The following is a 14,867-nucleotide window of genomic DNA, read 5'->3' as shown; positions in this document are numbered from 1 at the left end:
GAGTAAAGCACGTATAAACAAGAATTGTGAGAGTAACTATGAATAAAAGTCGTATAACAATCGCTTCCATTGCACTCATCCTGTTGGGATCGGCTGCATGGTGGGGTATTTCTGCTAAATCGAACAGCGCGTCAGCGCCAGCCAATGTACTGACGACTGCTGATGCTGCGCCAGTTGCCACAACTGATGCCGTGGTTACGGTGCCTGGCATGCCAGCGGTGATTGATAAAAATAATTTATATAGCGAGACCGCATCTGGCCACATGAGTGCGGCAGTTGCTGGTGCTCTGGAACGCGTTTATGTGCCCAACCATAGTGGTAACAGCGTGTCCGTGATTGATCCGACGACGCTGAAGGTAGTCGATACTTTCAAGGTCGGCAACACCCCGCAACACATTGTGCCATCGTGGGATTTGCGTACCTTGTGGGTTGCCAATAATGCTGAAGGCCGTCCCGATGGCAGCCTGACGCCGATTGATCCCCTGACTGGCAAGCCTGGCACTGCGATTCCGGTAGAAGATCCTTACAACTTGTATTGGACGCCCGACGGTCAATCAGCAATTGTGGTGGTCGAAGCACAGAAACGTCTCGACTTCAGGGATCCACACACCATGGCATTGAAGTTTTCGATCGCTACGCCAGAGTGCGGCGGTATCAATCACGCCGATTTCTCGATTGATGGCAAGTTCGCATTATTTACCTGTGAGTTTGATGGTGCGGTCACCAAAATTGATATGGTCAATCACAGTGTGATCGGCACGCTAAAATTGAGTAAATACTTTGATCGTCCTGATGCACTTGAGGCCATTTCAAAAGCTGGTGGGGAAAGTAAGAAGTTCAGGCAAATTCCTGATCCAAGTAAATTGGGTGGGCAGATATGCGCGACCAAAGGCATGCCGCAAGATGTACGTGCATCGCCAGACGGCAAAATTTTCTATGTTGCCGATATGATGGCCGATGGTGTGCATGTAGTGGACGGTGCGTCGTTCAAGCAGATTGACTTCATTCCTACTGGCGTTGGCGCACACGGCCTATATCCAAGTCGCGACGGTAAGCATCTATATGTTGCTAATCGCGGCTCGAATGAAATTCACGGTAAACGGGGTGGCCCAGGAAGTATTTCAGTGATTGATTTTGCCACTCGCAAGGTCATCACAAATTGGCCGATTCCTGGCGGCGGCAGCCCGGACATGGGTAACGTCAGTGCTGATGGCAAATATCTGTGGTTGTCCGGTCGCTTTGATGATGTTGTCTATCGCATAAATACGACGACTGGTGTGGTTGACAAAGTTAAGGTCGGACGTGAGCCGCATGGCTTGACAGTATGGCCACAACCAGGTCGCTACTCGTTGGGACATACAGGGAATTTGCGATAAGTTGAGTTCGTCTGACTGACGTAAAACAGGGCTGAGTAAGCATTTGCATAAATGCCATACTCAGCCCTGTTTTACATAGAGTTTGAAGTGAAAACGAATCAAAATTGATTCAACGGAATCTTCAAATACCGCACGCCATTTTCTTCTTCTGGTGGCAAATCACCAGCGCGAATATTGACTTGAATTGCAGGCAGCATCAAGGTCGGCATGCCGAGTGTGGCGTCGCGTCGTTTGCGCATGTTGACGAATTGCTCTTCCGAAATGCCATCGGCGACGTGGATATTCTCCGCGCGTTGTTGCGCGACAGTGGTTTCCCATGCGACTGCGCGATTTTCTGGCGGATAGTCATGACACATATACAAACGTGTGCCACCAGGCAGGTTTAATATGCGCCGTATGGATGCATACAACATCTGCGCGCTACCACCGGGAAAATCGCAGCGCGCACTGCCGACATCTGGCATGAATAGCGTATCGCCGACAAACATGATTTTTTCTTCTGCCGAATCATCAGCGTAGATTAAATACGCCATGTCAGCAGGGGTGTGCCCAGGCACATGCCACGCTTGCGCGCACAAATTACCAATATGAAAAACCTCGTCCGGCGCGAATAAATAATCAAACTGCGCACCATTTGCTGCAAATCCCGGCTCCAAATGATAGATGTCTTTGAATATATGTTGAACGCTACGAATTTGCTCGCCTATCGCAATTTTCCCACCGAGATGTTGGCGCAAATAAGGCGCTGAAGACATATGATCAGCATGTACGTGTGTTTCCAATAGCCATTGCACTGTCAGTTTTTGTTCTCGCACAAAATCGATAATCTGATCAGCGGAAGCGGTTGAAGTAGTGCCTGATTTTGCATCGTAATTCAATACTGGATCGATAATGGCGCAGGGCGTTCCGGGGCCTGCATAGACAATGTAAGTGACTGTGCATGTCGCTGTATCAAAAAAACTTTGGACAACGGGTAGGGACATAAGATTATCAGTTGGTCATCAGAGGTTAGAATTAGCGCTTACGAAAATTGCCTGAGCAGCGTAGTGCGCTGCTTGCCGTGTCATTATATGGCAGGGTTTGCAAATTCGTTGCAGGGACGCATGCGTGAGTCCTAAGAGGCGATGTAGCAATATATCAGGGCTTAAGTATAAAAGGAGAATCCATGGGTGAAAAAATATTGATGTCGGCAGAGATATTTGATGTTGTGATTATTGGTGGCGGCGCTGCTGGCATCGGTGTTTCGGCGAGTTTGTTGCGACGTCGTCCAGATTTACGTATTGCCATTGTTGAACCTAGCGATACTCATTACTATCAACCGGCATGGACACTGGTTGGTGCTGGTGAATTTGATGTAACCCGAACCCGGCGGGCCATGGCAACGTTGATACCCGCGCAGGTGACCTGGATAAAAACTGCGGCAACAAAAGTAGCGCCTGATCGCCGCTCTGTGTTCTGTGAAGATGGGCGAGAAATCCGTTACGATCAACTCATCGTTTGCCCCGGCCTGCGTCTGGCGTGGGAGAGAATCGAAGGTTTGGAACAGACATTAGGCAAGAACGGCGTCACGTCAAATTATCGCTACGATTTATCTTCTTACACTTGGGAGCTGGTGGCGCAATTGAAAAAAGGGAAAGCGCTTTTCACTCAGCCCGCTATGCCAATCAAGTGTGCCGGCGCACCGCAAAAAGCCTTGTATCTGTCATGTGATTATTGGTTGCGATCTGGTGTGCTATCTCAGATTGAGGTGGAATTTAATAATGCTGGCGCTGCACTATTTGGTGTTGCCGCATTTGTGCCGCCGCTAATGGAATACATGAAAAAATATCAGGCTCAACTTGCATTCAATTCCAATTTGGTGAAAGTCGACGGTGCTGAGCGACTGGCGTGGTTTGATGTCAAAGATGCCGATGGCAATGTGACACGTGTCAGCAAGTCGTTTGATATGCTGCATGTCGTGCCACCGCAAGTTGCACCGAATTTTATCCGCGATAGTGGTCTTGCCGATGGTGCCGGGTGGTGCGAAGTGGATCACGCTACTTTGCAGCATCTGCGCTATCCAAATATATTTTCACTCGGTGATGCGTGCTCTGCCCCGAATGCCAAAACCGTAGCGGCGGTGCGCAAACAAGTGGTGATTGTGGCGGAAAACCTGATTGCTGCGCGTGAAGAGCGAATGCTGTCGAATAAGTACGACGGTTATGGCGCATGTCCATTGACGGTTGAAAAAGGTAAGGTGATTTTGGCAGAGTTCGGCTATGGTGGAAAATTATTACCGACCTTTGCACTGGATCCTACTATCGCACGGCGCAGCGCCTGGTTTTTGAAAACCACCGTTTTTCCTGTAGTTTACTGGCACGGTTTGTTGCAAGGGCGAGAGTGGCTGACGCATACATCATCCACAGTACGTAATCCCGCATAACTGTTTATAGGTCGTTGCCTCCGGCTTGCCGTACTATCGTACTGTCTGCGTCAGGACGCCTGGTCGAAACAGTTTTGCGGAATCCCTTATAAGAAAATTCGTAGGAAAAATCATGAGCAAATTTGAGTGCCTTAGCAACACATCCACACAGCTAGGTGAATGCCCGCGTTGGGATGAAGTCGAAAAAAAATTGTACTGGGTCGATATTCTGGCACCAGCAATCCACGTTTTTAGTCCCGATACCGGGCAGCAGCAAACCTTGCAAGTCGCTGAGCATATCGGCTGTTTTTCGCTGGTGAATGACGGCGATGATGCCAAGTTTATTGCTGGCATGCGTTCCGGTATATGGCTGCTGGGTGCCGATGGCAAGCAACTCAGGAAGTTGGCAGACAATCCCGAAGATCAGGCGCACAGCCGCTTTAACGACGGGCGTTGCGATAGTCAGGGGCGTTTTTGGGCAGGTACGCTGGATGAACCTAAAGCGGGTGGCAAGGCGCATCTTTATCGCTTTGACGCGAGCGGTTTAAAATCAATGGACGGCGGTTTGTTAACTTCCAATGGCGCAGCCTTTAGCCCTGATCAGCGTTGGATGTATCACTCAGATACACCTAAATTCACCATCTATCGTCATGCATATGATGAAGCGACTGGTACCTTAGGTGAGCGCGAAGACTGGGTGCGCTTTACTCCGACAGAAAGTGATCGCGGCCGCCCTGATGGTGCAGCGGTTGATAGCCAGGGTTATTACTGGAGTGCTTTATATGAAGGCGGGCGCGTAGTGCGAATTTCGCCCGAGGGGAAGATAGTCGAGACTTATCCGCTACCAGCGCGCTGTCCAACCATGTGCGCTTTTGGTGGCGATGATTTGCGGACTTTATATGTAACTACTGCGCGTGCGGGGCGACCAGAAACTGAATTGCAGCAGTATCCTCAATCAGGTAGTGTATTTGCGATGCAAGTCGCGATTCCTGGATTGCCGGAACGACGTTTCGGACAGTAGGATAAAAAAAGGCGCTGAAGATTCAGCGCCTTTTTATTTTATGGCGTTAAGCAGCTGCATTCGCATTTTCATCTAACCCAACATCGCTATTGGCGGCGTTGTAAACAGCCAGATCAAGCAAGCCTTCCTCTTTTGCAACCAGCACTGGCACCAACATTTGGCCAGTGACATTGGTCATCGTGCGCATCATGTCGAGTATGCGATCAATCGCCACCAGATAACCGATACCTTCCAGCGGCAAGCCAGCAGAGCTGAGCACTAACGTGACCATCACAATTGCTGTACCGGGAACACCGGCAGTACCAAAGGAGCCAAGCACAGATGCCAGCAAAATGATGAAGTATTGCGAGGCTTCCAAATGCAAGCCGAAATACTGGGCAACGAAGATAGACGCAATTGCCGGATAAATCGCGCCGCAGCCATCCATCTTGATAGATGCACCTAACGGTACAGCAAACGCAGCATATTCCTGTTTGACGCCCATGTTATGCACCACGCTACGCAACGCGATGGGCATTGACGCGAAGCTTGATGAACTGGTGAAAGCAACTTGCATCGCCGGGAAGGCGGCACGGAAAAAGCGTATTGGATTCAACCCATGTGTCAGCAATAAACCGCCGTACACCACGACAATATGCAAGGCGCAAGCCAGGTACAGCGCAAAAACGAAATTACCTAATGGGAGTAAGCGTTCAAAACCGTAAGTACCCACCAGTGCCGCAATCAAACCGAAAGTACCGAATGGCGTCACTTCCAACACAAAGCGCGTGACTTGAATCATCGCGCTGCTACCTTCATTGAATAGCTCGCGTAAACGTACGCTCTTGTCGCCCAGTTTGACTAAAGCGATACCCAGCAATGCGGCGAAGAAAATCACTTGCAGAATTTTGCCTTCTGACAGTGCCTTGAATGGATTGGCAGGGACGACATCGAGCAACACTTGGATTGGCGTCGGCACTTCGCGCACGGTATAGTCAGCAGCCATCTGCAATTTTCCAACCCCTAAACCCGGGTTAATCGTATGCGCCACGACCAAGCCTACGCCGACCGCCAGAATCGCAGTGACCGCAAACCACAGAAAAGTCTTGCCACCCAGTTTGACCATGCTTTGCACGCCATGCAGGCTGGAGACACTATTGACCACCGCAAAAAATACCAGCGGCACTGCAATCATTTTAATTAAGGTGACATACAACTTACCCAGCGGGCCAAACCACGCCTCGGCCGGAGCGCCGACCAGCCAACCGGCTAAAGCGCCAAGGATAAAACCAGCAAGAACGCGTTGCCAAAAAGGAATACGGAACCAGAGAGAGAAGATTTTCATAAGTGATTACGCAGTACTGAATATTAAATAGCCGGGAAGTATCGCAAATGTACCTTCTATGCGTCCAATATAGTTTCGAAGTAAAGATATAACGGATTCTTGAAAAATTACCATCAAGAAAGTTCAGCAACAAATAAAAAAGCCTCGAAATATCGAGGCTTTTAAAGTAGGTAAGTACTAACGATTATTTACACGTTAAACAAGAAGTTCAACACGTCACCATCCTTGACGATATATTCCTTGCCTTCGGCCCGCATCTTGCCAGCTTCTTTCGCGCCAGCCTCACCTTTGAACGTGATGTAATCTTCATAGGCGATGGTTTGGGCGCGGATAAAGCCGCGTTCGAAGTCTGTGTGGATGACGCCTGCCGCTTGTGGGCCAGTGTCGCCGACGTGGATGGTCCATGCGCGCACTTCTTTTACACCAGCGGTGAAGTAGGTTTGCAGGCCGAGCAGTTTGAAAGCGGCGCGAATCAGACGATCCAAGCCAGGTTCTTCCATACCCATGTCAGATAAAAATTCTTTCTTATCCGCGTCATCTAATTCAGCGATTTCAGATTCGATGGCGGCGCAGATAGCAACGATCGGTGCGTTTTGCGAGGCTGCGTATTTAGTCAGTTGATCCAACAATGGATTGTTCGTGAAACCGCTATCGGAAACGTTGGCAACATACATTGCCGGTTTGGCAGTGATCAGGCACAGTGGTTTGATCAGGGCCATTTCTTCGGCGTCCAGACCGCAGGCGCGTACCGGTTTGGCATTGTCCAGTTCTGGCATCAAACGTTCTAATACTGCGACCAGCTTGGCGGCATCTTTGTCGCCAGAGCGCGCTTTTTTGTTTTCGCGATGAATCGCTTTTTCAACCGTACCCATGTCGGCAAGGGCGAGTTCTGTCTGAATCACTTCGATATCGTCTAGCGGGCTGACTTTGCCGTTGACGTGAATCACGTTATCGTCTTCAAAGCAGCGCACCACGTTGACGATGGCATCGGTTTCGCGAATGTGTGACAGGAATTGGTTGCCTAAGCCTTCACCTTTGGACGCGCCAGCCACCAGACCTGCGATATCAACAAATTCCACTGTCGCCGGCAGGATGCGCTCTGGTTTGACGATGGCAGCTAAAGCATTCAAACGCGGATCAGGAACTTCGACCACGCCAACGTTAGGCTCAATCGTGCAAAACGGATAGTTTTCCGCAGGGATTCCGGCTTTAGTCAGCGCATTGAAAAGGGTAGATTTGCCAACGTTAGGAAGGCCGACGATGCCGCATTGGAGACTCATGATAGGTTCTTTACAAGTAATTAAAGCTGTTTGAATTAATCCGCTATTTTACCGGAAGCGGTGACTGTTATTGATATACGCGCAGCAGTGGCTGGTAGCGCATATTCTGCGCACGGTTTCATGGCGCAGATATCGGAGAGAGGGTTATGCTTGCACGACTATCGCACCTGTTAATTTCTGCCTCTTTGAGATTCACCTTATTGAGCGCAGCATGCGCTGCCAGCCACTGCGCCGAGTTACGTTTGTTATTATTTTGCCGTATGCAATTGCATTGTCGCTTCGGAGAATTTCCCCTCGCACAATAGTGGAATAATTTTTACGCTATCGGCAATAGCATCATTAATCAGAGGTTGCTCTTCCTTGCGCGGTCTATGCAATACAAAATCAGCAACGCCTTGCGATAAATTCAGTGTGCGTGGATGGCCAATGCCGATCCGTAAGCGCCAATAATCTTGCGTGCCGAGTGAGGCAGTGATACTTTTCAAGCCGTTATGTCCGCCGGAAGAGCCACCTTTTTTGAGTTTGGCTACGCCGGGCATCATGTCTAGTTCATCATGCACAACCAGGATTTCTTCGGCATTGATTTTATAAAAGCGCGCGAGCGCCGCGACCGACTGACCGGAAATATTCATAAACGTTTGCGGTTCCAGCAGCCAGATTTCTTCGCCTGAAATGTTAACTTTACCGACGAGTGCTTTGAAGTCGGTTTTACGTGCCAGATTGCAGCCCAAGTCTTGTGCCAGATTGTCGACTAACCAGAAACCAGCGTTATGGCGGGTTTGTTCGTATTCCGGGCCAGGATTGCCTAGGCCGACGATGAGGCGTATTGACATGGTGTTTGTTAGTAATAGCAAATAGATGCTGTGATCATAATAAAAAACCCGCCACGAAGGCGGGTTTTGTTAGCCAAAAGGCTAAATTACTTCTTGTCAGCGTCAGCAGCAGGTGCAGCAGCAGGCGCTTCAGCTTCAACTTTACCAGCTGGAATTGCAGCAGTTGCAAGAGTCAGATTTTCTTGGCTAACAGCAGTAACGCCGTTTGGCAATTTAACATCAGCTAAGTGAATCGAATGGCCAACTTCCAGACCAGACAAGTCAACTTCAATGTGCGCTGGCAAATTAGTTGGCAAGCAAGAAATTTCCAGATCAGTCATTACGTGGCTGATGATACCGGCCGACAATTTAACTGCTGGTGAAACTTCAGCGTTAACAAAGTGCAATGGCACTTTTACGTGAATAGCTTGAGTAGCATCAACGCGTTGGAAGTCAACGTGCAATACCAATTGTTTGTAAGCGTGGACTTGGAAGTCACGCAACAGTACTGGCTGCGATTTACCGTCGATTTCCAGATCAAGAATCGATGAGTGGAATGCTTCTTTTTTCAACGCATGGTACAGCGCGTTGTGATCCAATGCCAAATTAACTGGCGCTTCTGTACCACCGTATACAATCGCTGGTGTCTGACCAGCATTGCGCAGGCGGCGGCTCGCTCCGGTTCCCTGTAATTCGCGTTTAAATGCGATAACTTTCATTTTACTTCTCCAATAGCGTAGAGCATTTGCCCTACTTGTTAAAATCTCCCGCGACCAGGAGATTTAAGAACGCCTTCTAAATGAAGGCGTAAATTCTGGGCACCTCGAAAAACCTACTGCGCAACGTTAACTTGCATTTGCGATGCTCACCGTACCTGCGTACGGCTGCGCTTCTCAACGCAATTTATCGCCGCTCGCTACGGTTTTTCGAGGCACCATTATGGGTATTACTCTTCAAACATCGACATAACAGAATTGCCTTGGCTAATCCGTTTGAAGGTTTCTGCCAGCAATTCCGCGCATGATAATTGGCGGATCTTGCTGCAAGCCTTGGCTGCAGGAGACAATGGAATCGTATCTACTACGACTAATTCATCTAATGGCGAATTAGTAATGCGTTCCAACGCGGGGCCTGACAATACCGGATGTGTGCAATAAGCAATGACTTTCTTGGCGCCACGTTCTTTCAGTACTTCCGCAGCTTTGGTCAGCGTGCCTGCCGTGTCGACCATGTCATCCATAATCACGCAGTTACGGCCTTCAACTTCACCGATGATGTTCATCACTTCAGATACATTTGCTTTTGGACGGCGCTTGTCGATAATCGCCAGATCACAATTCAAACGTTTTGCCAGCGCGCGCGCACGAACAACACCGCCGACATCTGGTGATACCACCAGCAGATCATCATATTTTTTATTGACCAAATCACCCAGCAAAATAGGCGAGGCATAAATATTATCAACCGGGATATCGAAGAAGCCTTGAATCTGGTCTGCGTGCAGATCCATAATCAGTACGCGTTCAACACCGGCTTCTTGCAACATATTGGCAACAACCTTTGCCGAAATCGCTACGCGAGCTGAGCGCGGACGACGATCTTGGCGGGCGTAACCGAAATAAGGAATTGCGGCAGTAATGCGACCGGCAGAAGCCCGTTTTAATGCATCAACCATCAAAATGACTTCCATCAAATTGTCATTGGTCGGTGCGCAGGTTGATTGCAGAACAAAAACATCCTTGCCGCGGACGTTTTCATTAATTTCAATGGCGATTTCACCATCAGAAAATTTGTCGACCTTACATTTGCCCAGTGGAATACCAAGCTGTTTGGCTACTCCTTTAGCGAGTTCCGGGTTTGCGTTACCGGTAAAAACCATGAGGTTTTCGAGTGCCATGGGGAGTCCTGAATGCGATCGGTTAATGTGAACAAAAAGTGAATACTAAGCAGACAAAGTAAAAAGCCGCGTGCTTGACTATGAGTCTTGCGTTGCGGCTTATTTTTATGTTTTGCTTATTTTGCGACTGCTGACGCTTTAAAACTAATGGCAGGGGAAGAAGGACTCGAACCTTCGCATGCTGGAATCAAAATCCAGTGCCTTAACCAACTTGGCGACTCCCCTACGCAAACTGTTGTTGTTTATTTACGTGCACTATGAAATGCACTGAAAAAATAAGCAACGAAATTTGGAGCACGAATTATATCAAATCTTTTAGCGGATGGCACTCTATCGCGCTCGCTTTCCATGCTTTCCAGTGTTTTTTTTGCGTTTTTAATTGCATTAAAACCACATCAGCTTGTTCTTCGTCTGTAAAAGCACAAAATACACAAGCGCCGGAGCCAGTCATCCTGGCATCCCCATATTTTTTCAGCCATGAAATAGCTTCAGCAACAACGGGGAACAGCTTGGTAGCAACGATTTCTAAATCGTTCTTTCCAAAACATCTTTGATGCCCTGAAAAGTCCGCTATTTTGACTAGTTTTGTGTCCCGTGTCAATTCTTCTGACGAAAAAATTAAAGCAGTCGGAATGCTGACGCCCGGTTCTATGACGACGTACCAGGCCGCAGGGGTCTGAACTGCTTGCAATGTTTCACCAACGCCTTCGGCAAATGCATTTTGACCAAAGACGAAAAAAGGTACGTCAGCACCTAATTGCAAGCCGATTTCCATCAACTCCGTGCGTGAAAAGCCCGTTTGCCAGAGATGATTTAGGGTCATCAATGTCGTTGCCGCATCTGAAGAGCCGCCACCCAATCCACCGCCCATAGGTAATATTTTTTTGATGGCGATATTTGCGCCGAGGCTGGCTTTAGCTTGTCCATCTTTTTTTTTCGCCGCGATTTGCAGCAATTTGGCTGCGCGAACGATTAGGTCGCTTTCTTCCGCGACGCCGGGGATATCGGTGATGCGGCGAATAACGCCATCGTTGCGCGTTTCGAAATCGAGCAGATCGCCATAGTTAAGCAGTTGAAATACCGTTTGCAATAAATGATAACCATCTGAGCGCCGGCCATTGACGTGCAAAAAGAGATTGAGTTTGGCTGGTGCCAGACAGTTATCTAGCGAGCGAATTTCATGGTTCATGGTGATGCGTGGCTTGAACAAGGTTGGAGTTAGCGAGGCTGGCGTTAATGCGGTTGCCAGTTATCAATCACGATGCGGATGGCAACCGGACCTGCTTGCTCGGTATTGCGGCTTAAATCTATGCGCTTTGCATAGCCGCTGTTATCAGTGCCAGTTTGCCAATTCGTATATTGAATCAACCAATGATCAGAAGTGGTAACCGAAGTAACCGCGCTGCTATCACTGGTCGGGTTAAGGTTAAAACGTTGATCTTTGCTGTCATTGCCGAATGCTTGCAACCAATCCCGCATTCCCGCTATAGGTAACGGCCAGCCAAGCGCCTCACTCGTCAATTGATCGACATCCGCAGCGGTACGTATGGGTTGGCCTGCTTGTTGCAGCGTCGACAGGTCAGGGGTGATGTTGATAGTTGCCAGTGTTTGGCCGAGCGGGGACAGCAACGTGACCACGGTATGATCCAAGGTTTGTGACCAGGTAAAGCTGCCGTATACTGCTTGCTCTTTACCGTTTTGTTCGTAACGAACAGACAAGCGACCGCCTAAATCTATAGCCTTATAGTATGGTCGTTGCGCTGGTGCCGCCATTGCAGCAGTTGTTGCAATGGCGGGAGTTGTTTCACTGATGTGGGCTGGCGACGTTGATAAACTCGAGCAACCCGCACTAAATAACGCGGCAATCGTGATTGTCGCCATCGTTGCACTTTTACGGAGAAAATGCATCACAAGACAACCTGTAAACGTTTTAACGTTTCATTCAAGGTTGTGCTTTTCGGGTCTTTGCTGCGTACTTCACGCCATACTTTTTGCGCGGCGTCTTTTTTTCCCTGCGCCCACAACACTTCACCCAAATGTATCCCGATTTCAGGATCTGGCAGCGTGCTGTAAGCCATTTGCAAGTGCGATTCTGCATCAACCAGATTACCCATGCGGAATTCTACCCAGCCCAGGCTATCCATAATGAACGGATCTTTGGGGCTTAAAGCAGAGGCTTTCTTGACCAGTGTCAGTGCTTCCGGCAAGCGGGTGTTGCGCACTGCAAATGAATAGCCCAGTGCATTGTAGGCTTGCGCACTATCGGGGGATAGCTTCATTACTTTGCGCAACGCAGTTTCCATGACACTGGTGTTATTCAATTTATCGGCGATGAGGGCGTAGTCATATAGTAAATCGATATTTTCCGGATGCGCTTTCAGTGCGGTTTCCAGCACATTAAAAGCATCCATATAGCGGTGCGCATCTTGCAGTATTTGTGCTTCCACCTGAGCGACCAGAATTTCGTCAGACTCTTTTGATGTTTCTATTTCCGACAATATCGTACGGGCGCCGTCGACGTCACCACCTCTGGCGGTCAATTCAGCGCGCTTTAATTGGGCATCCAGATACGCATCCCCTGGGCCGACCCGACTTAACCATATAAGGGCACTAGCGTTGTCCTTGCGATCCATTGCCAACTTCGCCAAAATCATCAATGCTTGCGAGTTGTCGCGTCGAGGATCTGGATGTGCCGCCAATTCATCGACGTAATCGCTTAAGAATTGTTCTGCCGCTTTGGTATCGCCGATCTGCGCATTCAATAGCCCCAATGCCAGCAGCGTCGTTGCATCTTCTTTGTTGTCTTTATATAAAATATCAAACTGAGCACGCGCTTTTTCGTATTGCTTTTGCTCTATCAAGGTGCGTGCGTAGGCAATGCGGATTTCATGCGATTTGGGATGTTGCGCCAGAAAGTCAGCTATCGTTTTTTCTGCAGCTTGCTTATCCGGAGATACTTGCGCTGAAGTCAGGATGGCCAACTCAGACTCCGGGTTCAGTTGCAATGCGCGCGCAGCCTCCTGATTGGCGCGGGCGCTGTCGTTATTGGCGAACGCAGCTTGTGCCAATGCGACATGTGCTTCCGCCATATCGGCATAAGGTGCTACCAAATTCTCCAGTAATTTAAAAGCACCGGCTTTATCTTCGCTGCGTGTTAACAAACGTTGAATCTGAAGCATTAATACGCCCCGATCTTTTGGTGGCGAATTTTTCAGGCGCTGGGCAAGCAACGGTTGCGCTTCTTCCAGATGATTGCTGAGCATGACGAAGCCGAGATAATACTGCGCAGCCTCTTCTGAGTCGGGTGCCAATTCTCGCCAGAGGCGAATCGCAGTTAATGCTTCGGTAGGATGTTTAGCGGTCAGCGCCATTTCCGCCGCACGGCGAGCCAGGCGTGGATCGCGTGTTTGCTGTGCCAGACTTAACAATGTGACGTAACCTGCCTGCCAATTGCCACGTTGGAAGGCAATTTCAGCATTGAGTATGCCCGCCAAAATTCTTGGGCTTAAACTGGCTGAAGGCAGATGCTCGTGAGCGATCTTGCCCGAGGTTGGAGCGCCGGCACTGTCGTTTGCGTCATCTTTAGCATCGTCAGTTTTTGGTGCTGTTGCCGCATCCTGCGTACTCTCTTTTACTGGGGGCTTGGCATTTTTACTGTCATTATTGGTTTGAGCAAAGCTGACACCTGCCGTGAGCATGGTCGAGAGCGTTACAATAGCAAGAGTTTTTTTCAAGAGAATATCCCGGCTGACAAATATAGAAATAACGTCTGTTGTTCCTATATTTGTATTATCGAAGGTGGTTGTCGAAGTAAGTTGATTTTACGCTGAAACGGGCCGTTCGCGTCGCGTAGATGGTGATGTTCGAGTTGTATTTGCTTAACAAGTTCATAGGATTTACCTTGCACTATGCCAGAACTCCCAGAAGTTGAAGTCACGCGGCGTGGCGTTACGCCTTATCTTGAGGGGCAGATTGTCACTGCTGTCATTTTTCGGCACAGCGGTTTACGTTGGCCATTTCCACTGGATCTGGCGAATCATCTAATCGGTTGCCGGGTGCGCGGCACAGGCCGGCGCGGCAAATACCTGTTAATTCACTTTGATCATGGCAGCCTGATTATTCATTTGGGGATGTCGGGAAATTTGCGTATTCTTCCATTGGAAACCATCCCGAAAAAGCACGATCATTTCGATTTAGTCGTGGGGCAGCAGGTGATGCGTATGACTGATCCGCGCCGCTTTGGTGCGGTGCTGTGGCATGACGCAGAAAAAGGACCGGTTGAGCAGCATCCGTTATTGCGTGGTTTGGGGATAGAGCCGCTGGAAGATGTATTTTCGGGGCAGATTTTGTATCAGCAAACACGTCACCGCAGTGCCCCGATCAAACAGGTTTTACTGGCTGGCGATATCGTGGTTGGCGTTGGTAATATTTACGCTTCCGAAAGCCTGTTTCAAGCCGGAATCAATCCCAAGACCGCAGCGCATCGTATCGGTTTAGCGCGATATGATAAATTGGCGGCCGCCATACGAGAAATTTTAGCGCGGGCGATTGCAAAAGGTGGCAGCACCTTGCGTGATTTTATTGGTGCAGATGGGCAAACTGGCTATTTCCAACAGAGCTATTTCGTTTATGATCGTGCGGGGCAACCTTGTAAAATATGCGGTGCGTTGATAGAGCAGATAAAACAAGGGCAGCGGTCAACGTTTTATTGTAAAAATTGTCAAAAATAAAATAAAAATCAGGAGTTGATTCAGTG

Annotated in this window: 13 protein-coding genes and 1 tRNA gene; 4 read left to right on the top strand and 10 right to left on the bottom strand. The window is 48.9% G+C overall.

Annotation, left to right across the window (positions count from 1 at the left end; all coding sequences use genetic code 11):
• Nucleotides 1-209: 209 nt before the first annotated feature.
• A complete protein-coding gene (locus GEV47_RS06780) occupies nucleotides 210-1,376 on the top strand; it encodes a YncE family protein (protein ID WP_228124626.1) in 1,167 nt (388 codons plus the stop codon).
• A gap of 98 nt (nucleotides 1,377-1,474) precedes the next feature.
• On the opposite strand, the gene GEV47_RS06775 is transcribed toward GEV47_RS06780, so the two are convergent.
• Nucleotides 1,475-2,359, bottom strand: coding sequence for an MBL fold metallo-hydrolase (locus tag GEV47_RS06775; RefSeq protein WP_153233983.1), 885 nt, complete (start codon nucleotides 2,357-2,359; stop codon nucleotides 1,475-1,477).
• A 182-nt stretch (nucleotides 2,360-2,541) separates the two neighbouring features.
• Between GEV47_RS06775 and GEV47_RS06770 the strand changes: the two genes are divergently transcribed.
• Nucleotides 2,542-3,798: an NAD(P)/FAD-dependent oxidoreductase gene (locus GEV47_RS06770; RefSeq protein WP_153233982.1), complete on the top strand. Its 1,257-nt coding sequence runs from the start codon at nucleotides 2,542-2,544 to the stop codon at nucleotides 3,796-3,798.
• Nucleotides 3,799-3,910: 112 nt separating this feature from the next.
• Nucleotides 3,911-4,798, top strand: a complete 888-nt coding sequence (locus tag GEV47_RS06765; protein WP_153233981.1) for an SMP-30/gluconolactonase/LRE family protein — start codon at nucleotides 3,911-3,913, stop codon at nucleotides 4,796-4,798.
• A gap of 46 nt (nucleotides 4,799-4,844) precedes the next feature.
• Here the strand turns inward: GEV47_RS06765 and GEV47_RS06760 are convergent, their stop codons facing one another.
• The 9 genes from GEV47_RS06760 to GEV47_RS06720 all read right to left on the bottom strand — a co-directional run bounded on the left by GEV47_RS06760 (nucleotide 4,845) and on the right by GEV47_RS06720 (nucleotide 13,845).
• Nucleotides 4,845-6,122 carry a dicarboxylate/amino acid:cation symporter gene (locus tag GEV47_RS06760; RefSeq protein WP_153233980.1) on the bottom strand — a complete coding sequence of 426 codons (1,278 nt, stop codon included), beginning with the start codon at nucleotides 6,120-6,122 and terminating at the stop codon, nucleotides 4,845-4,847.
• Between the two features lie 188 nt (nucleotides 6,123-6,310).
• Nucleotides 6,311-7,402: a redox-regulated ATPase YchF gene (gene ychF / locus GEV47_RS06755; protein ID WP_153233979.1), complete on the bottom strand. Its 1,092-nt coding sequence runs from the start codon at nucleotides 7,400-7,402 to the stop codon at nucleotides 6,311-6,313.
• A gap of 248 nt (nucleotides 7,403-7,650) precedes the next feature.
• The gene (pth, locus tag GEV47_RS06750; RefSeq protein WP_153233978.1) at nucleotides 7,651-8,235 is read right to left on the bottom strand and encodes an aminoacyl-tRNA hydrolase; all 585 of its coding nucleotides are present in this window, start codon (nucleotides 8,233-8,235) and stop codon (nucleotides 7,651-7,653) included.
• Nucleotides 8,236-8,321: 86 nt separating this feature from the next.
• Entirely contained in the window at nucleotides 8,322-8,933 is a 612-nt protein-coding gene (locus tag GEV47_RS06745) for a 50S ribosomal protein L25/general stress protein Ctc (RefSeq protein ID WP_153233977.1), read from the bottom strand.
• Between the two features lie 227 nt (nucleotides 8,934-9,160).
• Nucleotides 9,161-10,111, bottom strand: a complete 951-nt coding sequence (locus GEV47_RS06740; protein WP_153233976.1) for a ribose-phosphate pyrophosphokinase — start codon at nucleotides 10,109-10,111, stop codon at nucleotides 9,161-9,163.
• 148 nt (nucleotides 10,112-10,259) lie between these two features.
• Nucleotides 10,260-10,336 (bottom strand) — tRNA-Gln (locus tag GEV47_RS06735).
• 76 nt (nucleotides 10,337-10,412) lie between these two features.
• A complete protein-coding gene (gene ispE / locus GEV47_RS06730) occupies nucleotides 10,413-11,300 on the bottom strand; it encodes a 4-(cytidine 5'-diphospho)-2-C-methyl-D-erythritol kinase (RefSeq protein WP_153233975.1) in 888 nt (295 codons plus the stop codon).
• A gap of 44 nt (nucleotides 11,301-11,344) precedes the next feature.
• Nucleotides 11,345-12,019 carry a lipoprotein insertase outer membrane protein LolB gene (gene lolB, locus GEV47_RS06725; protein WP_153233974.1) on the bottom strand — a complete coding sequence of 225 codons (675 nt, stop codon included), beginning with the start codon at nucleotides 12,017-12,019 and terminating at the stop codon, nucleotides 11,345-11,347.
• Complete coding sequence (locus tag GEV47_RS06720; protein ID WP_228124605.1) at nucleotides 12,019-13,845, bottom strand: tetratricopeptide repeat protein; 1,827 nt, start codon at nucleotides 13,843-13,845, stop codon at nucleotides 12,019-12,021. Before GEV47_RS06720 ends, lolB begins: the two co-directional genes overlap by 1 nt.
• 174 nt (nucleotides 13,846-14,019) lie before the next feature.
• Between GEV47_RS06720 and mutM the strand changes: the two genes are divergently transcribed.
• Nucleotides 14,020-14,841: a bifunctional DNA-formamidopyrimidine glycosylase/DNA-(apurinic or apyrimidinic site) lyase gene (gene mutM / locus GEV47_RS06715; RefSeq protein ID WP_153233973.1), complete on the top strand. Its 822-nt coding sequence runs from the start codon at nucleotides 14,020-14,022 to the stop codon at nucleotides 14,839-14,841.
• Nucleotides 14,842-14,867: the final 26 nt, after the last annotated feature.

It is taken from the genome of Glaciimonas soli (genome assembly GCF_009497155.1).
Taxonomy (GTDB): Bacteria; Pseudomonadota; Gammaproteobacteria; order Burkholderiales; family Burkholderiaceae_D; genus Glaciimonas; species Glaciimonas soli.
This window is presented reverse-complemented; position numbering and strand designations above follow the sequence as displayed.

What these genes read in the sequence shown, in the direction of transcription:
- GEV47_RS06780 (WP_228124626.1), top strand. Translation starts at nt 210, where the DNA reads ATGCCAGCGGTGATTGATAAAAATAATTTATATAGCGAGACCGCATCT.
- GEV47_RS06775 (WP_153233983.1), bottom strand. Translation starts at nt 2,359, where the DNA reads ATGTCCCTACCCGTTGTCCAAAGTTTTTTTGATACAGCGACATGCACA.
- GEV47_RS06770 (WP_153233982.1), top strand. Translation starts at nt 2,542, where the DNA reads ATGGGTGAAAAAATATTGATGTCGGCAGAGATATTTGATGTTGTGATT.
- GEV47_RS06765 (WP_153233981.1), top strand. Translation starts at nt 3,911, where the DNA reads ATGAGCAAATTTGAGTGCCTTAGCAACACATCCACACAGCTAGGTGAA.
- GEV47_RS06760 (WP_153233980.1), bottom strand. Translation starts at nt 6,122, where the DNA reads ATGAAAATCTTCTCTCTCTGGTTCCGTATTCCTTTTTGGCAACGCGTT.
- ychF (WP_153233979.1), bottom strand. Translation starts at nt 7,402, where the DNA reads ATGAGTCTCCAATGCGGCATCGTCGGCCTTCCTAACGTTGGCAAATCT.
- pth (WP_153233978.1), bottom strand. Translation starts at nt 8,235, where the DNA reads ATGTCAATACGCCTCATCGTCGGCCTAGGCAATCCTGGCCCGGAATAC.
- GEV47_RS06745 (WP_153233977.1), bottom strand. Translation starts at nt 8,933, where the DNA reads ATGAAAGTTATCGCATTTAAACGCGAATTACAGGGAACCGGAGCGAGC.
- GEV47_RS06740 (WP_153233976.1), bottom strand. Translation starts at nt 10,111, where the DNA reads ATGGCACTCGAAAACCTCATGGTTTTTACCGGTAACGCAAACCCGGAA.
- ispE (WP_153233975.1), bottom strand. Translation starts at nt 11,300, where the DNA reads ATGAACCATGAAATTCGCTCGCTAGATAACTGTCTGGCACCAGCCAAA.
- lolB (WP_153233974.1), bottom strand. Translation starts at nt 12,019, where the DNA reads ATGCATTTTCTCCGTAAAAGTGCAACGATGGCGACAATCACGATTGCC.
- mutM (WP_153233973.1), top strand. Translation starts at nt 14,020, where the DNA reads ATGCCAGAACTCCCAGAAGTTGAAGTCACGCGGCGTGGCGTTACGCCT.